Origin of the sequence: Streptomyces sp. NBC_01723 (genome assembly GCF_036246005.1) — a bacterium.
In the GTDB taxonomy this organism is placed as follows: domain Bacteria; phylum Actinomycetota; class Actinomycetes; order Streptomycetales; family Streptomycetaceae; genus Streptomyces.
In genome coordinates this window covers 8,074,386-8,100,336 of sequence record NZ_CP109171.1, presented here as the reverse complement: position 1 = coordinate 8,100,336, position 25,951 = coordinate 8,074,386, and the positions used below count along the sequence as shown (strand labels likewise).

Sequence of the window (25,951 nt, the reverse complement as noted above, 5' to 3'; positions counted from 1 at the left end):
CGCGGTCAGCGGGTCCAGGCGCGGTACTCCATGACGTCGCCGGCCCGCACGCCGTACTCGGGCTGGTCCGCGGTGAAGGTGGTCTCCAGGCCGAGGACGGCGCCGGTGGCCGGGTTCACGATCAGCATGCGGCGCACGCCGGTCCCCTCGTACACGTAGGCGTGGCCGGGCCGGCCGAGGCGGTCGGTGACCCGTCCGGCAGGACGCAGCCCGCCGTCGTCCGCCAGGAGCCGGGTGAGCGCCGCCGACTCGCGGGCGCCCAGGGTCCAGTTGTCGAGCAGGAGCGCGGTGGCGTCGAGCATTTCGGGGGTTTCGAGGGTCTCGCCGTGTTGTGCCTCCTCCAGGTAGGCGCGCAGGCGTGCGGCGTCGTGCGGCGGCGGGGACTCGGGCGGGGCGTCGCTCCAGCTCGGCGGGTGGGTCCGGCGGCTGATGACGTGGCCGTCCTCGACCAGGCGGGGCGTGCCGTCCTCGTCCTCGCCGAGGACCGGGCGTCCCGGGTGGCGCGGATCGGTGGCCACGACCAGCTCGGTGGAGCGGCCGTCGGCCGTCCAGCGCACGACGCGCTCCTCGGGGAGCGTGACCGGGGGTGCGTCGTCGGACATGCCCAGGCTCCAGGACCGCACGTGCGTGCCCTTGCGCAGTGCGGGTCCGCCGTCCGCCGCGGCCCGTTCGGCACGGTCGGCGAGCCGGTCCAGCGGCAGGGGCCTGGCGTCGGCGAGCACGGCCAGCGGTCGGGGCGCGGCGACGGCGGGCGCGGTGGTGGGGCCGCCGAGCAGCAGCGCCGACACGGTCACGGCGACGACGGCACCGGCGGCCAGGGCCCAGGTCACGCGGACGCGGCGCCGGGCGGGCCGCGCGCACCACCGGGGCGGCCGGTCCGGGGTCGCCGGCAGCCCGTGCAGCAGCCCTTCGAGGTGGCGTTCGGCGCGGGGGCCGAGGGGGCCGTCGCCGAGGCGCGGGGCGTCGGCGGGGACCGGGTTGGCGCGGCGCAGGAGGTCGAGTTCGTCAGCCATGGCCGTGTTCCTTCGCGGGGATGGCGTCGGCGGTGGTCGCCGGGTGCGGGGGCCGCCGTGCGGCGTGCGGGACGGCCGTCGAGGGCCGGCCCATGCGGTCGATCTCCGTTCTCAGCCGGGCACGGGCGCGGTGCAGCCGCATCGACGCGGCCCGGCTGCCGCAGCCGAGGGCGACGGCCAGTTCGTCCACGCCGAGTTCCTCCCAGGCGGTCAGCCGCAGCACCTCCTGGTCCTTGTCCGGGAGCCTGGCCAGCGCCTCGTGCACCCAGCCGCCGGGCGGTTCCGCCTCGGGTCCGGAGGTGAGGTGCCGGCCGTGCGCGGCGTGGTCGTTGCCGAGCCGGTCGAGGAGCCGGCGTCGGCGGCCCCGGCCGCGCACCGCGTTGGCCAGGCAGTTGCGTGCCACCCCGTACAGCCAGGGCAGCGGGGTGTGCGGCAGCTCGGCGCGGCGGCGCCAGGCCACCGTGAACACCTCCGCCACCACTTCCTCGACCTCGCCGGTGCGCCCGTCCAGCCGTCGCGCCACATAGCGGCTGACCGCCCAGTAGTGCTCGCGGTAGGCAGCGGCGAAGATCTCGTCGTTGCTCATGTCGTGTTCGTGTCCGGCACCCTCGTGATCGTCACAGGTGATTTCGTGACGCTCGTCTCGTCGTACGAGTGTGACGTCCCCGCGGGGCGCGGACACAGGCGGGGCGTGAGGAACCTCAAGAGCATCAAGTGGCTGACGACCACTGACCACAAGACGATCGGCACGCTGTATCTGGTGACGTCGTTCGCCTTCTTCTGCATCGGCGGCGTGATGGCGCTCTTCATGCGCGCCGAGCTGGCCCGGCCGGGTCTGCAGATCATGTCGAACGAGCAGTTCAACCAGGCGTTCACGATGCACGGCACGATCATGCTGCTGATGTTCGCGACGCCGCTGTTCGCCGGCTTCACGAACTGGATCATGCCGCTGCAGATCGGTGCGCCGGACGTGGCGTTCCCGCGGCTGAACATGTTCGCCTACTGGCTGTACCTGTTCGGCTCGACCATCGCGGTGGGCGGGTTCCTGACCCCGCAGGGCGCGGCCGACTTCGGCTGGTTCGCCTACTCCCCGCTGTCCGACGCGGTGCACTCGCCCGGCATCGGCGGCGACCTGTGGATCATGGGTCTGGCCTTCTCCGGCTTCGGCACCATCCTCGGCGCGGTCAACTTCATCACCACGATCATCTGCATGCGCGCGCCCGGCATGACGATGTTCCGGATGCCGATCTTCACCTGGAACGTGCTGCTCACCGCGGTGCTGGTCCTGCTGGCCTTCCCGGTGCTGGCCGCGGCCCTGTTCGCGCTGGAGGCGGACCGCAAGTTCGGTGCGCACATCTTCGACTCGGCCAACGGCGGGGCGCTGCTGTGGCAGCACCTGTTCTGGTTCTTCGGCCATCCCGAGGTGTACATCATCGCGCTGCCGTTCTTCGGCATCGTCAGTGAGATCATCCCGGTCTTCTCCCGCAAGCCGATCTTCGGTTACACGGGTCTGGTCGCGGCGACCATCGCGATCGCGGGTCTGTCGGTGACGGTGTGGGCGCACCACATGTACGTCACGGGCGGCGTGCTGTTGCCGTTCTTCTCCTTCATGACCTTCCTGATCGCGGTCCCGACCGGTGTGAAGTTCTTCAACTGGATCGGCACCATGTGGAAGGGCTCGCTGTCCTTCGAGACACCGATGCTGTGGTCCACCGGCTTCCTGATCACGTTCCTGTTCGGGGGCCTGACGGGGGTGATGCTGGCGTCGCCCCCCATCGACTTCCACGTCTCGGACTCGTACTTCGTGGTGGCGCACTTCCACTACGTGGTGTTCGGCACGGTGGTGTTCGCGATGTTCGCGGGCTTCCACTTCTGGTGGCCGAAGTTCACCGGCAAGCTGCTCGACGAGCGCCTGGGCAAGATCACGTTCTGGACGCTCTTCGTCGGCTTCCACGGCACGTTCCTGGTCCAGCACTGGCTGGGCGCGAACGGCATGCAGCGCCGGATCCCGGACTATCTGGCGGTGGAGGGCCTGACCCCGCTGAACACCGTCTCCAGCGTCTTCTCCTTCCTGCTCGGCATGTCGCTCCTGCCGTTCTTCTACAACGTCTGGAAGACGGCCAAGTACGGCGAGCCCGTCGGTACTGACGACCCCTGGGGTTACGGCCGTTCGCTGGAGTGGGCGACGTCCTGCCCGCCGCCGCGGCACAACTTCCTCACCCTGCCGCGCATCCGCAGCGAGTCGCCCGCCTTCGACCTGCACCACTCCCCCGCCGCCGGGGCGGAGCGGGAGCTGACGCTCCGGTGACGGGCAAAGGCGTCCGCCCGACGGCCGCCCGGGCGCTCATCAACGAGATCGAGGGGCACCTGCTGGTGGCCGCCACCCGCGAGGAGGGGCGGACGGCCGCCGCCCGTTTCTCCGCCTCCCTCGACCTGCTGACGGGGCATCAGCTCCGGCAGGTGGAGGACCGCTTCGAGGCCGAGTACCTCGCGCTCAGCCGTGCCTCCTGGCAGCGCACGGCCGAACGTGCCGGGCGGCTGCGCGGGGAGTACGAGGCGCGGTACCGGGCGCTGCGGCGGCGGTTGCTGACCGGGTGCCTGCTGGGATGGTGCGCGGTCCTCGGGTGCGTGGGCACGCTGCTCCTGGGACGGGCGTAGCCGCCCGGTGCCACGGCTCAGCGCCGGGGCAGCCTGTGCAGTTCCACGTCCGCGAGCCGGCCGTCGGCGACCGAGGCCGTCATGTAGGTGCAGTACGGCTGGCGGCGCCGGTCCGTCGGCGAGCCCGGGTTCAGCAGGCGCGGGCCGCCGGGCGCGGTGGTGTCCCACGGGATGTGGCTGTGCCCGAAGACGAGGACGTCGAGGCCGGGGAAGCGCGCGGCGCAGCGGGCCTCGCGCCCCTGGGCCGCGCCCGTCTCGTGCACGACTCCGAAACGCAGGCCGCCGAGGTCGGCGTACGCCACCTCGGGGAGGCGGGCGCGCAGTCCCGGTCCGTCGTTGTTGCCGTACACCGCGACGAGCCGTTGGCTGCTGCTCTCCAGCAGATCGAGGGTGGCCGTGTCGACCCAGTCCCCCGCGTGCAGCACGACGTCGGCGCGCGGGATCTCCGCCAGCAGGGGCGCCGGCAGTTCCCTCGCCCGCTTGGGCAGGTGGGTGTCGGACATGAGGAGCAGACGCACGGGTCCAGGGTAGCAATCAACAGGTAAAACTGTGCAGTCTTAACTGGACAGTCTTAGCTGTAGAAATTAGCGTGCCGGTATGGAGGCGAAAGGTCTCCGGCGTTCCGCGAAGCATCCGAAAGGCACCCCCTGATGGCCGTCACCACCCTCGACCCCCGCACCGCCCTCGTCGTGATCGACCTCCAGGCGGGCACCGTCGCCGCACCGACCGAGCCCTTCGGCGGGGCCGACGTCGTCGCCCGGAGCGTCGAGCTGGCGAACGCGTTCCGCGCCCGTGACCTGCCCGTTGTCCTGGTCCGGGTCTCCTTCGCCGCCGACGGGGCGGACGCCGTGCCCGGCCGCACGGAGACCGGACCCGGCGGGGCCCGGCCCGAGGGCTGGGACGTCGTCGTCGACGAGCTGGCCGGGCACCCCGGCGACCTCACCGTCACCAAGCGCAACTGGGGCGCCTTCCACGGCACCGGCCTCGACGTCCAGCTGCGCCGCCGCGGGGTCACCCAGATCGTGCTGACCGGCATCGCCACCAGCATCGGCGTGGAGTCCACGGCCCGCGCCGCCCACGAGCACGGCTACCACGTCACGCTCGCCACCGACGCGATGAGCGACATGAACGCGGAGGCGCACCGCAACAGCGTCGAGCGGATCTTCCCGCGGCTCGGGGAGACGGGCACGACGGCGGAGATCCTGGAGCTGCTGGCCAAGGGCCACTGAGCCCCTCGACCCTCACTCCGCGCCGACGCGCCGCTTCAGCGGCTCCCACCAGGCCCGGTTGTCCCGGTACCAGGCGACGGTTCCGGCCAGCCCGGCCGCGAGGTCCCTGCGGGGACGGTAGTCCAGCTCGTCGCGGGCCTTGCCCCAGTCGACCGAGTAGCGCAGGTCGTGCCCCTTGCGGTCCTCGACGTGCACGACCCGGTCCCACCCGGCACCGCAGGCGTCGAGGAGCAGGCCGGTGAGGTCGCGGTTGCTCAGCTCGGTGCCGCCGCCGATGTTGTAGACCTCGCCGGCCCGGCCCCGGGTACGCACCAGGTCGACACCCCGGCAGTGGTCGTCGACGTGCAGCCAGTCGCGTACGTTGCGCCCGTCGCCGTAGAGCGGCACGCTCAGCCCGTCCAGGAGGCGGGTGACGAACAGCGGCACGATCTTCTCGGGGAACTGGTGCGGGCCGTAGTTGTTCGAGCACCGGGTCACCCGTACGTCCAGGCCGTGGGTGCGGTGGTACGAGAGGGCCAGCAGGTCGCCCGAGGCCTTCGAGGCGGAGTAGGGGGAACTGGGCCGCAGCGGGTGCTCCTCGGTCGCCGAACCGGTGTCCACGGAGCCGTAGACCTCGTCGGTGGAGACGTGCACGAAGGGGCCCACACCGTGCCTCAGGGCCGCGTCCAGCAGGGTCTGGGTCCCGACGACGTTGGTGAGGACGAAGTCCGCGGCGGCGTCGATCGAGCGGTCCACGTGCGACTCGGCGGCGAAGTGCACCACTTGGTCGGCGTCGGCCATCAGCTTGTCGACGAGTCCGGCGTCACGGATGTCCCCGTGCACGAAGTGCAGCCGGGGGTGGCCCACTTCGAGGTTGGTGAGGGTGCCCGCGTAGGTGAGGCCGTCCAGCACCGTGATGTGCGGCGCTCCGGGAGCGTCGGAGGCGAGGAGCGTCCGGACGTACCGGGAGCCGATGAAGCCGGCGGCGCCGGTGACCAGGAGGTGCATGAACGGTGCCTTGCTGCGGTCGGGAGGAGGTACGGGACGGTACCGACGTTACCCACGTGCCCCCTGTGGTCCGCTGCCGGGCGGGCTCAGTCCTCGCCCCGCACGATGTTCGACTCCTGGCCCGTGCGCGGTGCGCGGGGAACTCCGCGGTCCTCGACGGCGGGTATGCAGGTGCGCATGGCACCCCTGGCGCGCAGCCGACGGGCCTTCGACCAGCCCGTCTCCGGCCTCCGGACGACGATGTGCTCGCTGGTGTCCGTTCTCACGGGGTTTCATCCTCCTAGTGTCCGTTCTGTCTGCCTTCCTCGGGTCCCCGGGCAGGAGGCCGCGAAACACCGGGCACACGGGCCACACGGCCACTACGGGCCCGGTGTGGCGCGGGTCACCACTCGCGTGCGGCGTTCAGCAGGTGGTCCCGGACGAGGGGCACGTGCGGGTTGTCGAAGGCGCCGGGGCGGTGCACCAGGTAGGCGGTGTTGATCGGCGCGTCCTCGGGTTCGTCGAGCAGGGCGAGCGCGCCGGAGTCCAGTTCCGCGGCGCACAGGTACCGCGGCAGGACGCTGAACCCGGACCCGGCGGCGACCATCGCGACGACCGCCCGCAGGTCGGGGACGGAGACGGCGGCCCGGCAGGTCAGGCGCCGGCCGAAGACGTGCCGCCAGTAGCGGCGGACGATCGGGAGGTCCTCGGCATAGCTGATCAGGGGGGCCTCGTGCAGGGCACCGGGTCCCTCGGCGGCGAGGGCGGGCCGCAGCCGGTCGGCCAGGGCCGGGGCGGCGACCAGGACGAACTCCTCGTCCGCCAAGGGCACCGCGGACAGTCCGCGGCCGCGCGGGCGGCTCGTGGCGATCACCAGGTCGTGCCGCCCGGCCCGCAGCTCGTCGAGGAGCGGGTCGGTCAGACCGGGCCCCACTCGCAGCCGTACGCCGTCGGCGACCAGGCCGGAGAGCGCGGGCAGGGCACGGGTGGAGAGCAGTTCGGCGGGTCCGGCCAGGTGGACCGGCCCGGGCCGGGTGCGGCCGGTCGGGTCGTGCCCGGCGGCCGCCGCGAGCGCGTCGAGGGGCCCGGCGACACGCGCGGCGAGTTCGTCCGCCACCGCGGTCGGGGCGACTCCGCGCGGCAGTCGCTCGAAGAGTTCGCGGCCGGTCTGCCGCTCCAGGGCGCGCATCTGCGTGGTGACGGTCGGCTGGGACAGGCCGAGGAGCTGGGCCGCGGCCGTGAAGGACCCGGCGCGGTGGACCGCGAGGAAGGTCCGCAGCAGGTTGAGGTCGGGCGGCGCGGCGGCCGGGGTCGTGGCGCCGGCGGGGTCCGTCGCGGGGTCACTGTGTCGCACCCCTGAACCCTACGGCGGTACGGCAGGACGCTGCCATACGGATTCCTATGGCTGTCATCGGCCGTGGCATTGGCGATGCGCAGGGCTCGGGCCCTAGTTTCGGACGCAGCGCCGCGTACGACGGATCGCGGCCCGTCCTTCCGGGAGACCCCACATGTCGAAGATCCTCTTTGTCCTCACCGGCGCCGACCACTGGACGCTGGCCGACGGCACCCGGCACCCGACGGGCTTCTGGGCGGAGGAGGCCGTCGCCCCGTACGAGGCGTTCACCGCCGCCGGTCACGAGGTCGTCGTGGCCACGCCGGGCGGGGTCGTGCCGCCCGTCGACCGGGCGTCGCTGGCCCCCGAGGTCAACGGCGGCCAGGAGAACGCCGACCGGATCTCCCGCGCACTGGAGGGCTTCACGGAGCTGCGGCACCCGGTGAGCCTCTCCGAGGTCCGGCTGCGGGACTACGCGGCGGTCTTCTACCCCGGCGGCCACGGCCCCATGGAGGACCTCGCCGTCGACGCCGACTCCGGCCGGCTGCTGACCGAGGCGCTGCGTGCCGGGACCCTGCTCGGAGTGGTCTGCCACGGCCCGGCCGCGCTGCTGGCCGCCGTGGACGCCGAGGGGGCCAATGCCTTCGCGGGCCTGGAGGTGACCGCGTTCACCAACGAGGAGGAGACGCAGGGCGGCCTCGCGGAGCGGGCCTCGTGGCTGCTGGAGGACCGGCTCGGCCAGGCCGGGATCGTCGTCCGCGCGGCCGAGCCGTGGGCCCCGCACCTGGTCGCCGACCGGAACCTGGTCACCGGCCAGAACCCGGCGTCCGCCGCCCCGCTCGCCGAAGAGCTGCTGAAGCGGCTCGGCTGAACCGGCAGGGGGACGCTCACGGGTTCAGCGGGATCTCGCTCCAGACCAGCTTGCCCCCGCCGACCGGCAGCGTCCCCCACGTCGCCGACATCGCCTCGACCAGGAGGATGCCGCGCCCGCCCGTGGCCTCCCAGCCGATGCTGGTCGGCTTGACCGGCGTACGCGGTGAGGCGTCGGCGACCGCCACCCGCATCCGGCCGCCGATCAGGGCGAGGTCGAGCCGGACCCGGCCGTCGGTGTGCACCAGGGCGTTGGTGACCAGCTCGGAGACGATCAGGAGCACCGCGTCGATGCCGTCGTCGGGCACGCCCCAGGAGCGCAGCGTGCGCCGGGTGAAGCGGCGGGCGTGCCGCACGGCCTCCGGCAGCCGCCACACGGACCAGCTCTCCCGCAGCGGGCGCAGGGCCATCCCGTCGTAGCGCACCAGGAGCAGGGCGACGTCGTCGCTGCGTCGGGCGTTGCCGAGCAGCGCGTCGGCGACGAGCCCGAGGTGGGCGGGGTCCGACGCGGCCAGCGCGTGCGCGAACCGGTCCATTCCCTCGTCGATGTCGGCGTCGGGGGACTCCACGAGACCGTCGGTGGTGAGGGCGATCAGCGTGCCGGGCCGCAGCCGCAGCGCGCTCATCGGGAAGGCGGCCTGCGTCACCACGCCGAGCGGTGGGCCACCGGGCACCTCGGCGATGTCCGTGCTGCCGTCGGGGTGGCGCAGCACCGGCGGCAGATGACCGGCCCGGACGCACCAGGCCGAGCCCTCCTCCATGTCGAGGTCGACGTAGACGCAGGTGGCGAAGAGGTCGGTCTCCATGCCCGTCAGCAGCCGGTTGGCGCGGGAGACCACGACGTCCGGCGGGTGGCCCTCGACGGCGTAGGCGCGCAGGGCGGTGCGCATCTGGCCCATCAGGGTGGCCGCGCCGGCGCTGTGGCCCTGGACGTCGCCGATCACGAGGGCGACGTGGTGGTCGGGCAGCGGGATGACGTCGTACCAGTCGCCGCCCAGCTCGAGCCCGGCCGTGCTGGGCAGGTACCGGGCGACGGCGACCGCGCCGGGCAGCTTCGGCAGCCGGCGCGGCAGCAGCTGGCGCTGGAGCATGCCGACGAGTTCGTGCTCGGCGTCGAAGGCGCGGGCGCGGGTCAGGGCCTGTCCGGCGAGGCCGGCGGAGGCGGTGAGCAGGGCGCGCTCGTCGGGGCCGAAGTCGTGCGGGGTGTCCCAGCCGATCAGACAGGCGCCGGCCATGCGGCCGGCGGCGGGCAGCGGCAGTACGGCGAGGCCGCCGGGGCCGACGTCGGCGAGGGCGGGTTCCAGGTCGCCGGTGCCGGCGGGCCAGATCCGGGCGCGTCCCTCGCGCAGCGCGGCGGCGAGGGTGGGCATGGCCCGGACCGGCGCGTCCGGCCACTCGGTGCGCCACTCCAGCCGCCACAGCTCGGGCCAGGACTCCGGTTCGGGCGGGTCCAGGACGGTGACGACGAGCCGGTCGTTCTCCAGCTCGGCCAGGGCGATCCGGTCGGCGCGCAGCGGTCTGCGCAGGGCGGCGACCACGGCCTGGCCGACGTCGCGGACGGTACCGGCGGTGGCCAGCGCGGCGGCGAGCCGCTGCACGCGGGCCACGTCGGTCACGTCCGGGCGCAGGGTCGATGCGTCGGCGACGGTGCCCACCAGGCGGGTCGGACGCCCCTCGCCGCCGGGCAGCAGGCGGCCACTCAGCCGGAGCCACTTCGGCGGGCCGGCCGGTTGCAGCACCCGGAACTCCAGCTCGCGGTCGCCGATGGTCATGTGGTCGGACTCGGTCACCGACATCAGGGACGGCAGGTCCTCCGGCACGGTGAGGCCGAGCAGTGTCTCCACCTTGCCGTCGAACTCGCCGGGGGCGAGCCCGAACAGGCGCAGGATGTCGTCGCCGACCTCGACGCGGCCGGTGTCCATCGCCAGGCTGAAGGAGTCCGGCAGCAACTCCTCGTCCTCCTCGGCTGCCTCGGCCGGGGCGGGACAGGTCAGTGCCTCGGCGACCAGTTCGAGGCAGGCCCGGTCCTCCGCGTCGAACCCGCCGGGGCGCTCGGTCAGGGCGAGCAGGCAGCCGCCGCCGTCCCCGCGCACCGGCAGGGTGGCGAGGGAGAAACCGCTGGAGGGCACGTGCCGCGACTCGGCCGATCCGGCGAACTCCTCGGGGCCGACCCACACCGCCTCGCCGCCGCGGTGGGCGTCCGCGACCGGGGAGCCGCCGGAGGCCGGGTAGCTGTCGCGTACTCCGTACAGGGTCCGCGGCACACCGGCCGAGGCGGACAGGCAGAGCAGCTCGGGGTCGTCGCCGGGGGTGTAGAGGGCGGCGAGGGAGGCGCCCGCGAAGACCAGCGCCTGTTCGAGGATCCGGCGGGGCCGCTCCTCCTGCTCCGGGCCGGACGCGATCGCCTTCAGGGCACCCTCGGCACGCAGCGTCCTCGATCCGCGTTCCGCAGCGCCCTGTCCGACCACCTCGCCATTACAGCGCTTATAGGACATCCGCGCAGCCCTTGGGGCCGGCCTGAATGGTCAGGCGGGCCCTGAGGCCCGGGGAGCGGCGAGCAATGGTCCGATGACGCGAAGGGGCGGCCCGGTCCTCCCGCCGGAGGTCCGGACCGCCCGTCGGTGTGCGGTCAGCCGGTGAGACCGGAGCCGTCGTCGGCACCCGTCCCGTCGTCGGCGCCGCCGACGCCGCTGCCGGTACCGGCACCCGCGTCGCCGGCGCCCGCGTCACCTGCGCCCGCGTCACCACCGGCCTGCTCGCCACCTGCCTCCTCACCGCCGGCGGCGTCGCCGCCCCCGGCCTCCTCGCCGCCCGCCTCTCCACCGCCGGCCTGGTCGCCCGCGCCTCCCGCCGCGTCGCCGCCGAGGGTGGCGCCGACCGCCTCCAGGGCGGTGGTGACCGGCTGGAAGAACGTCTCGCCGCCGACCGTGCAGTCACCGCTGCCGCCGGAGGTCAGGCCGATCGCCTGTCCGTCCTGGGTGAACAGGGAGCCGCCGCTGTCGCCGGGCTCGGCGCAGACGTCGGTCTGTATGAGGCCCGTGACCGTGCCCTCGGGGTAGTTGACGGTGGCGTCCAGGCCGAGGACCTGACCGTCCGCCAGTCCGGTCGTGCTGCCCATGCGGAAGACCTGCTGACCGACCGTCGCCTCGGCGGCCTGGCCGATCGCGAGGGTCTGGTCGCCGAGATTGACCTCGCTCGGCGCCTCGGTCGCCGGGTCGTCGTACTTGACGAGGGCGAAGTCGCCCTCGCCCGGGAAGACCGCCTGGTCGACGGTGCCGATCGGCGCCCCGTCCTGGGCGTCGGACCACTGTTCGGCGGCGACCCCGCAGTGACCGGCCGTCAGGAAGGCCGGGGAGCCGTCGCCGGCGGTGACGTTGAAGCCGAGGGAGCAGCGCGCGCCGCCGCCGAAGACGGCGTCGCCGCCCGAGACGAAGGTCCGGAAGGTGCCGGCGGACTTCTCCAGGGTGGCCATGCCGGAGCCGAGGCCCTGGACGGTGGACTCCAGCTTGTCCCACTTCTCGCCGGTGACGGTGGAGTCGGCGGTCACCAGGATCTTGTTGGTGCGGGGGTCGATCGCCCAGGAGGTGCCGGGGATGGTCGCCTCGGACTTCAGTGTCGACGCGCCGCCGCGCAGCTCGCCCATGCTGTTGTCGACCTCGCGGACGTCCGCGCCCGCCTTCTTCGCCTCCACGATGACCTGGTTGTTGTCACCGGGTACGACGTTCACCACGAGCTGCTGCTCGCCGGTGTCGTAGTACGAGCCGGCGAAGGCGTCGCCCAGCATCCCGGCGAGTTGGGAGGCGAGATCCGACGCGTCCGCCGCCTTGAGGGTCCTCGGCGCGACCGCGGCGTCCGAAGACCCGCCGTCCTGGGAGGCGTTGGCGTTCGGGAGGAGGATGGCGGCCGCGCCGAGCGCCACCACACCGCCCGCCGCCATCGCGGCCCTGCGCTTCGGAATTCGCTTGTGACTCAACCTACTCGACCTCCTGGGACCGGGACGGTGCCGCGGTCCGGCAGCTGTTGGGGGGGCGCCCGGACGGCAGTTGGTACGCACGCACCCGGCGGGGCGTTCAGCCGGACCCTCCGATCCCGACCGGTCGGCACCCTCCGCGCCCGAGCGGACACGCACGGTGCCGATCACGGAGCGGAATCCCTGCTTCAGCGAATCTGCACATCGAATGCCCAACCCGGTCACCCCGGCTGGGGGATCTGCACAACCGCGCGGCGCCACCCATGCCTTTGGGGCGGGAGTGTCCCAATCGGTCCGGTGCGGGCAAGGGGTCGCGCGGGGTGATGTCGCCCGCGGTGTGAAGAAGTGGCCGCGAAGCCGTGCACGCGCGTGCACCTTTGGGTGCCCCTTGGTCGCAAGAGCCCTGATGGGAGGGGGTGAGTGATTGGAAGCCCGGACCGGCCGCGTGCTTTGATCCATCGCACCGCGGGAGCCGCGGAGGCTCCGGAAACGGGCGTCCGGCACCCGCGGTCGCGGCCGTCATCTGTCCCCAGAGGGGGCCGCTCCCCCCTTGTGAAAATGGCTATACGAAGGGAAGTTCCATCATGAACTCCACCCCCCAGGTTGAGACCGTCGAGATCTCCGACGCGGACCTCGACAACGTCTCCGGCGGCCTGAACGTGAACGCCGTCGGCACCGTCACCGGCCTGGTGGACGGCATTGCCCCGGTTTCCGGTCTGCTCAACACGGCCGTCGGCACCGTCGAGGGTGTCACCGGCCTGAACACCGCCCCGGTCACCGGCCTGGTCGCCGGTCTCTGAATCGCGCCCCTGTGCCGCTGAGTCCCGGAGCCACCCAGGCTCCGGGACTTTTCGGCCGTTCCTCACAAGCATCTCCGGCCTCCGGGGCGTCCCCTCGCAGGCTTTCTCCGGGAATCACTGGGATACGTCCGACGTGCAGTTCCGCCAGCAGGCCCTCTCCAAGCTCCAGTCACCGGAGGAACTAGACCTTCCGGTGCGTTTCGCCCGCCCGCAGGGCTGGCTGGTGCTGTCCGTGACCGTGGTCGCGATGGCCGCCGCGTCCGTGTGGGCGGTGGGCGGCTCGGTGACCTCCACCGTCGGCGCACCCGCCATCCTCACCCACGGGCAGGGCAGTTACCTCCTGCAGAGCCCCGTCTCGGGGCAGGTCACGGCGGTCCTCGCGCGCCCGGGCCAGCGGCTCGCCGCCGACTCCCCCGTGCTGAAGGTGCGGACCGCCGACGGCGAGAGCGTGGTCCGCGCCGTCGACGCCGGACGGGTCAGCGCCCTCGCGGCGACCGTCGGGCAGATCATCCGGACCGGCGCGAACGTCGCCTCCGTCGAGAAGGTCGCCGACCCCGGCGATCCGCTCTACGCCACCGTCTACGTACCCGCCGAGAAGGCCGCCGCGATCCCCGCGCACGCCTCCGTCGACCTGACCGTCCAGTCGGTGCCGACCCAGCAGTACGGCGTCCTGCACGGAAAGGTGAAGTCGGTGGACCGCTCCGCGCAGTCGGCGCAGACCATCTCCGCGTTCCTCGGGGACAGCCAGCTCGGCGAGCAGTTCACCGAGGACGGCAGGCCGGTGGCCGTGACGGTCCGGCTGGACACCTCCAAGTCCACGAAGAGCGGCTACGCGTGGTCGTCCGCCGACGGGCCGCCGTTCGAGCTGACCTCCATGACCATGGCAACCGGTTCCATCCGGCTCGCCGACCAGCGTCCCGTCGATTGGCTGCTGCCGTGAGCACCGCACAGGAGACCCGGGGCCGGCGCCGGGCCGCCCCGCCGGGGCGCCGCGCGCCCAGGAGCAGCGCGAAGACCGTCCGCACGCCCACCGTGCTCCAGATGGAGGCCGTCGAGTGCGGCGCCGCCTCCCTCGCGATGGTGCTCGGCCACTACGGCCGGCACGTTCCGCTGGAGGAGCTGCGCATCGCCTGCGGTGTCTCCCGCGACGGCTCGCGCGCCAGCAACCTGCTGAAGGCGGCGCGCGGTTACGGTCTGACGGCCAAGGGCATGCAGATGGACGTGGCCGCCCTCGCCGAGGTGACGACGCCGGCCATCCTGTTCTGGGAGTTCAACCACTACGTCGTCTACGACGGCATCGGGCGCCGCTTCGGCCGGCGCGGGGTGTTCATCAACGACCCGGGCAAGGGCCGCCGCTTCGTGACCCTGGAGGACTTCGACGGGTCCTTCACCGGGGTCGTGCTGACCATGGAGCCCGGCGAGGACTTCACCCGGGGCGGCCGCAAGCCCGGCGTGCTCGGCGCGATGCCCGCCCGGCTGCGCGGCACCGCGGGCACGCTGCCCGCCGCCGTGCTGGCGAGCCTGCTGCTGGTGGCGGTCGGGGCGGCGGTGCCCGCGCTCAGCCGCACCTACATCGACATGTTCCTGATCGGGAAACAGACCTCGCTGCTCGGCGTGCTGTTCGCCTCGATGGGGGCCTGCGTGCTGCTCACGGTGGTGCTGACCTGGCTCCAGCAGGCCAACCTGCTGCACGGCCGCATCATCTCCTCCACTCTCTCCAGCGCCCGCTTCCTGCGCCATCTGCTGCGGCTGCCGGTGACGTTCTTCTCCCAGCGCAGCCCGGCCGACCTGGTGCAGCGGCTCCAGTCCAACGACGCCGTCGCCGAGACGCTGGCCCGCGACCTCGCCGCCGCGGGTGTGGACGCGATCGTCGTCGTCCTGTACGCCGTGCTGCTGTACACGTACGACCCCCAGCTCACCTTCGTCGGCATCGGGGTGGCGCTGCTCAACATCCTCGCGATGCGGATCGTCATCCGGCTGCGCGCGACCCGTACGGCGAAGCTGCGGGCGGACACGGCACGGCTGACCAACACCGCGTACACCGGCCTCCAGCTGATCGAGACGATGAAGGCGACCGGCGGCGAGGACGGCTACTTCCGCAAGTGGGCGGGGCAGCACGCCACCACCCTGGAGGAGCAGCAGCGGCTCGGGGTGCCGAGCGCCTGGCTGGGTGTGGTCGCGCCGACGCTGGCGACGCTCAACAGCGGTCTGATCCTGTGGATCGGCGGCATGCGGGCGGTCGAGGGGCACATCTCGGTCGGTCTGCTGGTCGCGTTCCAGGCGCTGGTGGTCCGCTTCACGGCCCCGCTGACCCGGCTGAACGGCGTCGCGGGCCGGATCCAGGACTTCGCGGCGGACGTGGCGCGGCTGAAGGACGTGGAGAACTTCCGGGCCGACCCGCTCTACGACCGTCCCGGCGGCGCCGACTCCACCCGGCGGCTGCGCGGACAGGTCGAGCTGCAGAACGTCTCCTTCGGCTACAACCCGCTCGACAAGCCCCTGCTCACCGGCTTCGACCTCACCGTCGGGCCGGGGCAGCAGGTGGCCCTGGTGGGCGGCTCGGGCAGCGGCAAGTCCACGGTGTCCCGGCTGATCTCGGGCCTCTACGCCCCCTGGGACGGTGTGATCCGCATCGACGGGCAGCGGCTGGAGGACATCCCGCGCGGGGCGCTGGCGTCCTCCGTCTCCTTCGTCGACCAGGACGTTTTCCTCTTCGAGGGCTCCGTGCGCGACAACATCGCCCTGTGGGATCCCTCGGTCCCCGACAGCGCGGTGGTGGACGCGCTCAAGGACGCCGCACTGTACGACGTCGTGATGCGCCGGCCGGGCGGCATCCACAGCCCGGTCGAGCAGGACGGCCGCAACTTCTCCGGCGGGCAGCGCCAGCGGCTGGAGATCGCGCGGGCGCTGGTGCGCCGGCCGAGCATCCTCGTCCTGGACGAGGTGACCAGCGCGCTGGACGCCGAGACCGAGCAGGTCGTCATGGACAACCTGCGGCGACGCGGCTGCGCCTGCGTGGTGATCGCGCACCGGCTCAGCACCGTGCGGGACAGCGACGAGATCGTCGTGCTGGCGCACGGCACGGTCGTGGAGCGCGGCCGGCACGGGGAACTGGTGGCGCACGGCGGCGCCTACGCGGCACTGGTCAGGGAGCGCTGAGATGACGACCGTGCACGAAGGACAGGGCGACCTCGTCCTCGGGGCGCTCGGTTCGCTGGGCACCCGCGTGGACTGCGCCGGGTTCAACCGCCTCGACCTGGAAGGCCCCCAGGTGCTGTGGCTGGTGGTGTCCGGCGCGGTCGACCTGTTCGCGGTCGACGCCGGGGAGCAGGGCCACTGGCACCACCTCGGGCGTCTGGAGGCGGGCTCGGTGCTGCTCGGGCCGGTCGCCGGGCCGCAGCACACGCTGGTCGCGCGTCCGCTGCGGGACTGCGTGGTGCACCGCATCGGGCTGCGCGAGCTGTACCAGCCGGCGAACACGCAGACCTGGTCGTACGACGAGTACGGCAACCCCCAGTACGTGCCGCCGACGACGAGCCCGCTGGAGTACGGGCTCGCCCTGGGGGTGGGCCGGGGACTGACCGTGCTCTTCCAGGCGCCGATGGCGAGCGAGCGGGCGGCGGCGCCCACCGACGACGACGTGTTCTGGATGCAGGTGCCGCCGGGCAGCGTGCAGTACGGGTCGCTGTATGGCGAGGAGGCCGCCGCCGACCTGCTGATGGACCCGGCGCTGTGGCAGAGCCTGGTCGACCAGCAGCACCGGCTGCTGACCACGCTCGACCGCTGGATCGAGCAACTGGAACGCACCCACGAGACCCGGACGGCGGCCGGCATCAAGGCCGGTGAGGCGGTGCGCGCGCAGGCCGACCGGACGCTGCTGGCGTCGATCGGCAAGCGGTCGGCCGGGCGCACCACGGCCGCCGACGCCGACGCCACGTACGCGGCGTGCCGGCTGGTCGCCGGTGCCGCCGGCATCGCGCTCGCCGAGCCCGCGCAGAACGGCACCGAGAGCGAGCGGCTCGATCCGGTGGAGCGGGTCGCCCTGGCCTCGCGCGTACGCACCCGCGGCGTGCGGCTGGAGGACGGCTGGTGGCGGGACGACGTGGGTCCGCTGGTCGGGCACCGCACCCTGTCGGGGGCTCCGGTGGCGCTGCTGTGGCGGCGCGGCGGCTATGTGGCCGTGCATCCCGGGACCGGCCGGGAGACCCCGGTGGAGAAGGCGAACGCCGAGGAGTTCGAGCCGCGCGCGGTGATGTTCTACCGGCCGCTGCCCGAACGCCGGCTCAGTCCGCTGCGGCTGCTGCGGTTCTGTCTCCAGGGCACCCGCCGTGATCTGACCGGTCTGCTGCTCGCCGGGCTGGTGACGGTGGCGCTCGGCGCGCTGGTGCCGGTCGCGACCGGCAAGGTGCTCGGTGAGTTCGTGCCGAAGGCGCAGACCGGGCTGATCGTGCAGGTGTGTCTCGCGGTGATGCTGAGCAGTGTCGTCGCGGCGGCTTTCATGCTGATGCAGAACCTCACCATCCTGCGCCTCGAGGGCCGGATCGAGGCGACCCTCCAGCCCGCCGTGTGGGACAGGCTGCTGCGGCTGCCGACGAAGTTCTTCACCGAGCGGTCCACCGGCGAGCTGGCGAGCGCCGCCATGGGCATCAGCGCGATCCGCAGACTGCTGGCGGGCGTCGGTCCGACGGTGGCGCAGTCGGTGACCGTCGGGGCGATGAACCTGGGGCTGCTGCTCTGGTACAGCGTGCCGATGGCGCTCGCGGCGATCGGCATGCTGGTGGTCGTCGCCGGTGTCTTCCTGGCGCTCGGGCTGTGGCAGGTGCGCTGGCAGCGGCGGCTGGTCAAGCTCACCAACAAGCTGAACAACCAGGCGTTCCAGACCCTGCGCGGGCTGCCGAAGCTGCGGGTGGCCGCCGCCGAGAACTACGCCTACGCGGCGTGGGCGGAACGCTTCGCGCACAGCCGCGAGCTCCAGCAGCGGGCGGGACGGATCAAGAACCTCAACGCGGTGCTGGGCGCGGTGTACCTGCCGCTGTGCACACTGCTGATGTTCATGCTGCTGGCGGGTCCGGCGCGCGGTTCGATGTCGGCCGCGGAGTTCCTGACCTTCAACGCCTCGGTGACGATGCTGCTGACCTCGGTCACGCAGCTGACCGGCTCCTTCGTGTCGGCGGTGGCCGCGCTGCCGCTGTTCGAGGAGATCCGTCCGGTGCTGGACGCGACACCCGAGGTGCGCACCGCCAGCACCCGTCCGGGTCCGCTGTCCGGCGGGATCGAGGCGCGGCGGCTGTCGTTCCGGTACACCGACGACGGGCCGCTGGTCCTGGACGACGTGTCCTTCGAGGTGCGGCCGGGCGAGTTCGTGGCGGTCGTCGGCCCCAGCGGCTGCGGCAAGTCGACCCTGCTGCGGCTGCTCATCGGCTTCGACCGGCCGCTGTCGGGCAGTGTCCTGTACGACGGACAGGACCTGGCCGCGCTGGACCAGTCGGCGGTGCGGCGGCAGTGCGGGGTGGTGCTCCAGCACGCGCAGCCGTTCACCGGATCGATCCTGGACGTCATCTGCGGTACCGAGCCGTACACGCCGGAGGAGGCGATGGCGGCGGCCGAGATGGCGGGGCTGGCGGAGGACATCAAGCGGATGCCGATGGGCCTGCACACCATCGTGTCGGGCAGCGGTGCCGTCTCCGGGGGCCAGCGGCAGCGGCTGATGATCGCGCAGGCGCTGATCCGCCGGCCGCGCATCCTCTTCTTCGACGAGGCGACCAGCGCCCTGGACAACGAGACGCAGCGCACCGTGATCGAGTCCACCAAGGCGCTCAACGCGACCCGGATCGTCATCGCGCACCGGCTCTCCACGGTGCTGGACGCCGACCGCGTGATCGTGATGGAGGACGGGAAGGTCGCCCAGCAGGGGCCGCCCGCCCAGTTGCTCGCGGACACCGGCGGCCGGCTGCACGAGCTGGTGCGGCGGCAGCTGGCCTGACCGGCCGGCGGGCCGCCCGGTTTCCGGTCGTGCCGTCCCGGACCGCGTTGGACCGGCGCTCGGATGGGTACGTGGCCCCTCATGCGGATCAGCGTGGTGGATGTGGGGTCGAACACGGTCCGGCTCATGGTGGCGGACGCGGAGGGCGGGGTGCCGCTGCCGGTGCACACCGAGAAGTGGCGACTGCGGCTGTCGGAGCAGGTCAAGCCGGGTGCCCCGGTCCCGGAGGAGGCCGTGGAGCGGCTGGTGGCGGCGGTGGCCGAGGCGAGCCGGACCGCGGACCGGTGGGGGGCGTCGAACCCGCCGGCCTTCGCGACCGCCGTGGTGCGTGCCGCGCCGAACCGGCAGGAGGTGCTGCGCGCCGTGCGCGCCCGCACCGGGGTGGCCCTGTGCACCCTGCCCGGCGAGGTGGAGGCGGAGCTGACGTTCCTCGGGGCCCGGCGCTGGATGGGCTGGCGGGCCGGGCCGCTCGCGCTGCTGGACATCGGCGGCGGATCGCTGGAGGTCGCCTTCGGGCGCGGCCGGCTGCCCGGCTTCGTGGCCTCGCTGCCCCTGGGCGCGGCGCGGCTCACCCACGAGTTCCTGGCGGGCGGCCAGGACCCGGCGTCGCCGGAGCAGATCAGGGCGCTGCGCCGCAAGGTCCGGCATCAGCTGCGGGACGTCGCGGCGCGGATCCGCTGGGAGGGCCCGCGTACCGCGGTGGCCACCTCCCGGACCTTTCAGCAGCTGGGACGGCTGTGCGGGGCCTCGCCGGGCCGGCACGGGCCGTTCGTGGAGCGGCGGATGCGCTGCGCGGACCTCGGGGACGCCGTCGGCAGGCTGGCCGCCCTGTCCGCCGCCGAGCGGTCCCGGCTGCCCGGCATCTCCGCACCGCGGGCCGCGCAGAGCGTGGCCGGGGCGGTGGTCGGGCACACGGCCATGAAGCTCACCGGAGTGGACGCGGTCACGCTGTGTCCCTGGGCGATCCGCGAGGGCATCCTGCTGCGCCACATGGAGGAGGGCCCGTCCTGGTGGAAGGAGGTCGTCCGCCTCAGCGACGAGGCCGCGGCGCAGCCACCGGCGCCCCTCCGCGTCGCGTCCACGCCGGGCTGACCGCGGTCCAGGTGCCACGGAGGTCTCCGGGGGTACTCGCGGCGCATGGAGTACGACGACGAGGGACCACCGCTTCCGGCAGCCCGGGGCCCGCTGTCCGCGGCCGTCGGTGCGTGTCTGCTCGGGACCGGGCCGCCGCCCGGCCCGGAGGAGGCCGCCACCGCCGACGCGTACGGTGACGATCTCCAGCTCGCGCTGTACCAGTGCTACGAGCTGCACTACCGGGGTTTCGCCGGTGTCTCCCCCGCCCTGGAGTGGGATCCCGGCCTGTTGCGCCTCCGAGCCGCGCTGGAGCGGCGCTTCCTGGCCGCACTGCGGGCCGACACGCCGGTCCACGACAGCGTGGAGGACGCGATCGGGGCGCTGCTCGTCGAGCCCGTGCACGGGGAGGGCGTCAGCCATTTCCTGCGCGACGAGGGAGAGTTGTGGCAGCTGCGGGAGTACGCGGCCCAGCGCTCCCTGTACCACCTCAAGGAGGCCGACCCGCACGCCTGGGTGCTGCCGCGGCTGTGGGGGCGCGCGAAGGCGGCGATGGCGGCGGTCGAGTTCGACGAGTACGGCGGCGGCCGCGCCGACCGGGTGCACGCCCACCTGTTCGCCCGTCTGATGACGGACCTGGGGCTGGACACGACGTACGGACGCCATCTCGACGCGGCCTCGGCCGAGTGCCTGGTCACGGTGAACATGATGTCGCTGTTCGGCCTGCACCGGGCGCTGCGCGGGGCCCTGGTGGGTCATTTCGCGGCGGTGGAGATCACGTCCTCGCCCGGCTCCCGGCGGCTCGCGGAGGCGATGCGCCGCACCGGCGCCGGGCCGGCCGCCGAGCACTTCTACGACGAGCACGTCGAGGCGGACGCGGTGCACGAGCAGATCGTGCGGCACGAGGTGATCGACGGCCTGCTGGAACAGGAGCCGCACCTCGCGGCGGACGTCGTGTTCGGTGTCGACGCCACCTGTCACGTCGAAGACCTGTTCGGTGCCCGGCTGCTGGCCGACTGGCGGGCCGGACGGTCGTCACTGCGCGTCCCGCTCCCCGGACCGGCTCACCAGGATTCCGGCATTTCCTTTATTTCATGACCTTCTGGGTACCTGACTGACGTGAATTTCATGGTGCTGCCGGGCGTCTACGCCCCCCAGGAGGACACCGCCCTGCTGGCCGGGGTGCTGTCCGGTGAGTCGTTTTCCCCGGGTGCGGCGGTCCTCGACGTGGGGACCGGCACCGGTGCGCTCGCGCTGGCCGCGGCGGTGCGGGGCGGCCGGGTGACCGCGGTGGACGTGTCGTGGCGCGCGGTGTGGGCCGCGCGGCTGAACGCCGCCCGTGCGGGGCTGCGGATCCGCGTCCTGCACGGCAATCTCTTCACCCCGGTGCGCGGCGCGTCGTTCGACCTCGTGCTGGCCAATCCGCCGTACGTGCCCTCCCCGGCCGGCGGGCGTCGCCCGCGCGGTGCGGCCCGGGCCTGGGACGCGGGCCGCGACGGGAGGCTGGTGCTGGACCGGATCTGCCGTGAGGCGCCCGCCATGCTGCGGCCCGGCGGAGTGCTGCTGCTCGTGCAGTCGGGGCTCAGCGATCCCGGCCGCACCGTCGCTCTGCTGCGCGAGGCGGGACTGAAGGCCGCGGTGGTCCGGCGGCGGCGGATCGCGTTCGGTCCGGTGGTGCGCGGCCGGGAGCGCTGGCTGCGGCAGCGCGGACTGCTGCCCTTGGCCGAGAACGAGGAGGAGTTGGTGGTCGTCCGTGCCGAACTCCCCGTCTGACGACGCCCGTACGCCCGGTGCCGCTCGCCGGGTCAAGGTCCAGCGGCAGGGGCCGCTCCTGGTGGAGGGCCCGGTGGAGGTGGAACTGGAGGACGGGACCACGGTGTTCTCCGACCGCTTCCGGGTCGCGCTGTGCACCTGCCGGCGCAGCCGGCGCTTCCCCTGGTGCGACACCAGCCACCGCGCCAGATCCGCCGGGCCGGGCGACGGGCCGACGGCGGACTGAGTCCCGCTGTGACGCTCGCTCGTACCGGGAGGACGGCGGACGGCCCCACTCCGTCCGCCGCCCCCGGTGCGGGACCGCGGGCCCGTACGGTGGCGCTCGCACTCCCCAGTAGCGAGCAGCCAGTCACGCCGCACGGGCCGGGCGGCCCCGGTCCCTCAGAACGTGAAGACGCTCGCGCTGCCCGCGTTCTTCACGCACTCGTTGGCGAAGGTCCGCTCGTAGGAGAGGCGCCGGCCCTGCCAGACTCCGTCGACGGTGACGGTCACGGGGGCGTACTCCCGCGTGCACATCACCCCGTCGGCGGCGGACAGGGCGTCGAAGTCGCCACCGGCGTGGCGGAGTTCGGCGCAGGCCGCGTCGGCCGCGGGGTGGGTCCCGGTGGCCGTCGGGGCGCAGGTGAGAGTGACCGCGCGGAGCGGTGAAGTGGTGGCAGCGCTCTCTCCGTGACCCACCGTCAGCACCAGGGCCGAGGGGGCGTAGAGCGACGCGGGGGCGGGGGCCGGGGAGGCGAGTGACGCCCCGGCGAGGGGCCCGCAGACGGCGGTGGCCGTCAGGCCCAGAGTCGCTGCCCAGCGCGCGGTGTTCCGCATTGTGTGCATCCTTCCGCTCTTTCGAGGGTGTTGATGCCGGCCCGGCTCGGTTGGTGCCGGAACGGCGAGCGCGAGTCTGCCGAGTCCGGCACCGAAACTCATCTCGACCCCCTGGATTTCGGTAACCTTGCGTATTGAATCAGTGGCTCGAAGTCACAGAATTCGAACGTTCCAAGTCCGGAACAGAGCGGTTCTTGATCGGTTCTTGAGGCTTGAACTGGCCGAATGGCGTGATCCAAGCGTTCGCCAATCGGCCTGAAACACCCCCGAAACATGCCTGTTCACCCTGGCGGACGACCCCGGCATACCAGCGAGTACGGTGCTGGCGACGCGAACTCGACGACGAGAGGCGACGTGGGATGGCGAAGCACTGGGCGGACTTCCAGTACGAGATCTACCTGAACGGCATGACGGGGGCCGTGCCGAGGCTCCCCACCGACCTGACCCGGCTGGAGGAGCTGGCCGAGCACCGGCTGGGCCCCGGCCCCGTCGGGTACGTCGCCGGCAGCGCGGGGGACGGCAGCACCGCACGCGCCAACCGGGCGGCGCTGGACCGGCGGCGGATCGTCCCGCGCATGCTGCGGGACGTGCACGAGCGCGACCTCTCGGTCGAGGTGCTGGGGCGGCCGCTGCCGGCGCCGCTGGCGCTGGCCCCGGTGGGCGTCCTGTCGATCATGCACCCGGACGCGGAGCCGGCGGCGGCCCGGGCCTCCGCCGCGCAGGGCGTGCCGTACATCCTGTCCTCGGCGTCCAGCACGCCCATGGAGCAGGTGGCCGAGGCGATGGGCGACGCCGAGCGCTGGTTCCAGCTGTACTGGCCCAAGGACCGCGAGGTGGCCCGCAGTTTCCTGGACCGGGCGAAGGCGGCCGGGTACGGCGCGCTGTTCGTCACGCTGGACACACCGCTGCTGTCCTGGCGCCCGCGCGACCTCGACCGGGCGTATCTGCCGTTCCTGCACGGCGTGGGCACCGCGAACTACTTCTCCGACCCGGCGTTCCTGGCGGGTCTGGCCAAGCCGGTGCACGAGGATCCGAACGCGGCGGTGATGCATTTCGTCGGCATGTTCTCCGATCCCGCCAAGTCCTGGCCGGACCTGGCGTTCCTGCGGGAGAACTGGGACGGGCCGATCGTCCTCAAGGGCGTCCTGCACCCGGACGACGCCCGGCTCGCCGCCGACGCCGGAATGGACGGCGTGGTGGTGTCCAACCACGGCGGCCGCCAGGTGGCCGGCGCGGTCGCTGCGGCCGACGCGCTGCCCCGGGTGGCGGAGGCGGTCGGCGACCGGCTCACCGTGCTCTTCGACAGCGGCGTCCGCACCGGCGACGACGTCTTCAAGGCACTCGCGCTCGGCGCCCGCGCGGTGCTCCTCGGCCGCCCCTACGTCTACGGTCTGGGCCTGGACGGACAGGCGGGCGTCGAGCACGTCGTCCGCTGCCTGCTCGCCGAACTCGACCTCACCCTGGCCCTGTCCGGCCACGCCTCCCCGGCCACCCCGGGCCCCGCCGACCTCGTCGAGGGCCCGGTGTAGTCCGACGGCGACGGCGCCCGGACGGACCACACCCGGCCTCGCCGGCCGCCCGACGGGCTCAGCCGCCGGGCAGTTCCACCGAGCGGGCGGGCGGGCCGTCGGTGCGGGCGATCGACAGGGAGCCCTCCGCCGTCGGCAGCGGGTCGCTGCGCCAGCGCTGGACGTCCGAGCCGTCGTGCAGCTTGACCACGACGTCGGCACCGGGTGCGACGGCGGTGGCGGCGAGGGCGAGCTGCCGCTCCCGGCGCGGGATCAGCCGCCCCCGGTCGGTCAGGTCGTACCGCACGTCGTCGCCCCGCTCGGTGCCCTCGTCGGCGCAGGTACCGAGAATGACGACTCCGGCGTCCGCCTGCGAGTCGAGACACAGCCCCGGGTCGGCGACGCTGCGCAGCAGCCCGTCGTCCTCGTAGGTCCACTGCTGGGTCCACGCCTCGGAGCACGCCGCCAGGCGGGCGCCCGTCCCGGCCTTCGGCTCGCCGCGGACGTCGAGGCACAGGTCGGCGCCCACGTTCCGCAGCCGGGTCCGGTCGGCGCCCGTGGGCAGCCCGGCCGCGCCGGGCGGTTTGGGGCGGCTGGTGGCGGACGTCTCGCCGTCGCCGCCGACGGCACTGGTGGAGGCGGCCGGATCGGCGCCGCCGCCGTCGTACGACCACACACTGACCACCAGCACGATGGCGAGCACTCCGGCGGAGGCGGCGCCGAGCTGCCGGAGCGGCGACCGGCCGGAACCGGGACGGCCCGGGGCCCGGCGCACGGGGACGGGGATGCGGGCCAGCAGCCCGGTGCGTCCGCCCCGGTGCCGGGCGGAGCCCTTGGTGAGGCCGCCCAGCGTGGCCCGGCCGGGACGGGAGTCGAGATAGCGCCGGGCTCCCCAGCCGAGCACCGCTTCGGCGATCAGCGTGCCCAGTTCCCGCTCGAAGTGGCCGAGTTGATCGGCCGCGTGCCGGCAGTGGCGGCAGTCGACCAGGTGCTTGCGGACATCCGGCAGCAGGGCTCCGCCCCGGCGGATCGGCACGTCGAGCAGGCGGCTGTGGAAGCGGCAGTCCTGGCTCGGCGCGAGCTGCCTGTGGGCGTGCAGACAACCCTCGCGGAATTTCTCACGCGCTTGTTCGAGGGTGGCCGACGCGGTGTCGGTATCCATGCCGAGGAGACCGGCTGGGACACTTATGGACTCGCCTTCGACCTCCGTGTGCCACAGCAAACAACGGGCCGGTCCGGGAAGGGAGGAGAATGCCCGCGCGGCCAGGGTCCGGTTTTCCGGGGTCAGGGACTTGGCCGCCAGCATGCCGCGTCCGCCGGCGGGCTTGAGCAACTGCGGCAGTACACCGGAGGTGTCCGGGTCGGCGGCCCACTGGCGGACCGTGTCGCGCACGGCGACCAGCAGGCGCGGACGCAGCGCGGTGGCCGGCTCGCCCTCGGCGAGACGGTCCAGCACCCGGTGCCAGGCGGCGGCCGTGACCATGGCGGTGACCTGGGTCGACGTGGCGAGGCAGATGGTCGCGTAGTCGTGCGCGGGCTGCCAGTGGCGTGCCATCAGCAGCGCGGCTACCCGGGCGGCCTCGTTCTCCGGGCCGTCCCTGAGCCGCGCGGCCAGCAACTCGTCGGACGCCCCGGGATCCCCGCCCGGGGGCGGGTACGCGGGACGAGGGGGGTGGGGGGTGGGCACTGAGATGTTCCTTCCCACGCGCTGTGACTCAGACGTTCCGATCGCCGAAAAGGGACCCCGGATTGGTGTGTACCTCTTGGGCGCGGTGTGGGGAGCGTGAATTCGCCATGGCGAAATCGAACCTGGTCCTTCAAAGCGCGTGCGAGACCCGGCCTTTACCCCCCGCACGGGTGCTTCACTCTCGCACAAACCACTCATGGTCAACAAGGCGAGCGGGCAACATCGGCTCGCCTTTGAAAGAAGGTCAGATTCCGTCGCAACTCATGAAACGCGC

Annotated in this window: 23 protein-coding genes; 13 read left to right on the top strand and 10 right to left on the bottom strand. The window is 73.1% G+C overall.

Annotated elements, in window-relative coordinates; all coding sequences use genetic code 11:
• Positions 1–5 precede the first annotated feature (5 nt).
• The gene (locus tag OIE75_RS37610; RefSeq protein ID WP_329473587.1) at positions 6–1,013 is read right to left on the bottom strand and encodes a CU044_5270 family protein; all 1,008 of its coding nucleotides are present in this window, start codon (positions 1,011–1,013) and stop codon (positions 6–8) included.
• Positions 1,006–1,599, bottom strand: coding sequence for an RNA polymerase sigma factor (locus OIE75_RS37605; protein WP_329473586.1), 594 nt, complete (start codon positions 1,597–1,599; stop codon positions 1,006–1,008). The genes OIE75_RS37610 and OIE75_RS37605 overlap by 8 nt, the downstream gene beginning before the upstream one ends.
• 105 nt (positions 1,600–1,704) lie before the next feature.
• Here OIE75_RS37605 and ctaD point away from each other — a divergent pair, with 105 nt between their 5' ends.
• Together ctaD and OIE75_RS37595 are read left to right on the top strand one after the other, a co-directional pair.
• On the top strand, positions 1,705–3,321 hold the full coding sequence (gene ctaD / locus OIE75_RS37600) for an aa3-type cytochrome oxidase subunit I (RefSeq protein ID WP_329473585.1): 1,617 nt from the start codon (positions 1,705–1,707) through the stop codon (positions 3,319–3,321).
• Positions 3,318–3,671, top strand: coding sequence for a hypothetical protein (locus OIE75_RS37595; RefSeq protein ID WP_307016797.1), 354 nt, complete (start codon positions 3,318–3,320; stop codon positions 3,669–3,671). Before ctaD ends, OIE75_RS37595 begins: the two co-directional genes overlap by 4 nt.
• A 17-nt stretch (positions 3,672–3,688) precedes the next feature.
• Here OIE75_RS37595 and OIE75_RS37590 read toward each other — a convergent pair whose 3' ends face one another.
• A complete protein-coding gene (locus OIE75_RS37590) occupies positions 3,689–4,189 on the bottom strand; it encodes a metallophosphoesterase family protein (RefSeq protein WP_307016796.1) in 501 nt (166 codons plus the stop codon).
• 132 nt (positions 4,190–4,321) lie between these two features.
• On the opposite strand from OIE75_RS37590, the gene OIE75_RS37585 reads away from it, so the two are divergent.
• Positions 4,322–4,900, top strand: coding sequence for an isochorismatase family protein (locus tag OIE75_RS37585; RefSeq protein ID WP_329473584.1), 579 nt, complete (start codon positions 4,322–4,324; stop codon positions 4,898–4,900).
• Between the two features lie 12 nt (positions 4,901–4,912).
• On the opposite strand, the gene rfbB is transcribed toward OIE75_RS37585, so the two are convergent.
• The 3 genes from rfbB to OIE75_RS37570 all read right to left on the bottom strand — a co-directional run bounded on the left by rfbB (position 4,913) and on the right by OIE75_RS37570 (position 7,220).
• Positions 4,913–5,887 (bottom strand): dTDP-glucose 4,6-dehydratase, encoded by a 975-nt coding sequence (gene rfbB / locus OIE75_RS37580; RefSeq protein ID WP_329473583.1) that lies wholly within the window; start codon positions 5,885–5,887, stop codon positions 4,913–4,915.
• A gap of 86 nt (positions 5,888–5,973) precedes the next feature.
• On the bottom strand, positions 5,974–6,153 hold the full coding sequence (locus OIE75_RS37575; RefSeq protein WP_122615197.1) for a hypothetical protein: 180 nt from the start codon (positions 6,151–6,153) through the stop codon (positions 5,974–5,976).
• A gap of 116 nt (positions 6,154–6,269) precedes the next feature.
• On the bottom strand, positions 6,270–7,220 hold the full coding sequence (locus OIE75_RS37570) for a LysR family transcriptional regulator (RefSeq protein WP_393563934.1): 951 nt from the start codon (positions 7,218–7,220) through the stop codon (positions 6,270–6,272).
• Between the two features lie 154 nt (positions 7,221–7,374).
• On the opposite strand from OIE75_RS37570, the gene OIE75_RS37565 reads away from it, so the two are divergent.
• Positions 7,375–8,070 carry a type 1 glutamine amidotransferase domain-containing protein gene (locus OIE75_RS37565; RefSeq protein WP_307016789.1) on the top strand — a complete coding sequence of 232 codons (696 nt, stop codon included), beginning with the start codon at positions 7,375–7,377 and terminating at the stop codon, positions 8,068–8,070.
• A 16-nt stretch (positions 8,071–8,086) separates the two neighbouring features.
• On the opposite strand, the gene OIE75_RS37560 is transcribed toward OIE75_RS37565, so the two are convergent.
• Together OIE75_RS37560 and OIE75_RS37555 are read right to left on the bottom strand one after the other, a co-directional pair.
• Positions 8,087–10,564: a SpoIIE family protein phosphatase gene (locus OIE75_RS37560; RefSeq protein WP_329473582.1), complete on the bottom strand. Its 2,478-nt coding sequence runs from the start codon at positions 10,562–10,564 to the stop codon at positions 8,087–8,089.
• A 134-nt stretch (positions 10,565–10,698) separates the two neighbouring features.
• Positions 10,699–12,042 carry a S1 family peptidase gene (locus OIE75_RS37555; protein ID WP_329473581.1) on the bottom strand — a complete coding sequence of 448 codons (1,344 nt, stop codon included), beginning with the start codon at positions 12,040–12,042 and terminating at the stop codon, positions 10,699–10,701.
• Positions 12,043–12,623: 581 nt separating this feature from the next.
• On the opposite strand from OIE75_RS37555, the gene OIE75_RS37550 reads away from it, so the two are divergent.
• From OIE75_RS37550 to OIE75_RS37515, 8 genes are all read left to right on the top strand, one after another.
• Positions 12,624–12,839, top strand: coding sequence for a hypothetical protein (locus tag OIE75_RS37550; protein WP_003978108.1), 216 nt, complete (start codon positions 12,624–12,626; stop codon positions 12,837–12,839).
• A 133-nt stretch (positions 12,840–12,972) separates the two neighbouring features.
• Complete coding sequence (locus tag OIE75_RS37545; protein WP_161328609.1) at positions 12,973–13,779, top strand: HlyD family efflux transporter periplasmic adaptor subunit; 807 nt, start codon at positions 12,973–12,975, stop codon at positions 13,777–13,779.
• Positions 13,776–15,998 (top strand): NHLP family bacteriocin export ABC transporter peptidase/permease/ATPase subunit, encoded by a 2,223-nt coding sequence (locus OIE75_RS37540; RefSeq protein ID WP_329473580.1) that lies wholly within the window; start codon positions 13,776–13,778, stop codon positions 15,996–15,998. The genes OIE75_RS37545 and OIE75_RS37540 overlap by 4 nt, the downstream gene beginning before the upstream one ends.
• A gap of 1 nt (position 15,999) precedes the next feature.
• A complete protein-coding gene (locus tag OIE75_RS37535; protein WP_307016777.1) occupies positions 16,000–18,822 on the top strand; it encodes an NHLP bacteriocin export ABC transporter permease/ATPase subunit in 2,823 nt (940 codons plus the stop codon).
• An 81-nt stretch (positions 18,823–18,903) separates the two neighbouring features.
• Positions 18,904–19,914: a Ppx/GppA phosphatase family protein gene (locus OIE75_RS37530; RefSeq protein ID WP_307018272.1), complete on the top strand. Its 1,011-nt coding sequence runs from the start codon at positions 18,904–18,906 to the stop codon at positions 19,912–19,914.
• A gap of 45 nt (positions 19,915–19,959) precedes the next feature.
• On the top strand, positions 19,960–20,991 hold the full coding sequence (locus tag OIE75_RS37525) for an iron-containing redox enzyme family protein (protein ID WP_307016776.1): 1,032 nt from the start codon (positions 19,960–19,962) through the stop codon (positions 20,989–20,991).
• A 30-nt stretch (positions 20,992–21,021) separates the two neighbouring features.
• Complete coding sequence (locus OIE75_RS37520; protein ID WP_329474148.1) at positions 21,022–21,666, top strand: HemK2/MTQ2 family protein methyltransferase; 645 nt, start codon at positions 21,022–21,024, stop codon at positions 21,664–21,666.
• Complete coding sequence (locus OIE75_RS37515; RefSeq protein ID WP_307016775.1) at positions 21,647–21,892, top strand: CDGSH iron-sulfur domain-containing protein; 246 nt, start codon at positions 21,647–21,649, stop codon at positions 21,890–21,892. The genes OIE75_RS37520 and OIE75_RS37515 overlap by 20 nt, the downstream gene beginning before the upstream one ends.
• A 155-nt stretch (positions 21,893–22,047) precedes the next feature.
• Here the strand turns inward: OIE75_RS37515 and OIE75_RS37510 are convergent, their stop codons facing one another.
• Positions 22,048–22,482, bottom strand: coding sequence for a protease inhibitor (locus tag OIE75_RS37510; RefSeq protein WP_329473579.1), 435 nt, complete (start codon positions 22,480–22,482; stop codon positions 22,048–22,050).
• Positions 22,483–22,841: 359 nt separating this feature from the next.
• Here OIE75_RS37510 and OIE75_RS37505 point away from each other — a divergent pair, with 359 nt between their 5' ends.
• The gene (locus tag OIE75_RS37505; protein ID WP_329473578.1) at positions 22,842–24,011 is read left to right on the top strand and encodes a lactate 2-monooxygenase; all 1,170 of its coding nucleotides are present in this window, start codon (positions 22,842–22,844) and stop codon (positions 24,009–24,011) included.
• 58 nt (positions 24,012–24,069) lie between these two features.
• On the opposite strand, the gene OIE75_RS37500 is transcribed toward OIE75_RS37505, so the two are convergent.
• A complete protein-coding gene (locus OIE75_RS37500; protein WP_329473577.1) occupies positions 24,070–25,677 on the bottom strand; it encodes an RICIN domain-containing protein in 1,608 nt (535 codons plus the stop codon).
• Between the last annotated feature and the right edge of the window lie 274 nt (positions 25,678–25,951).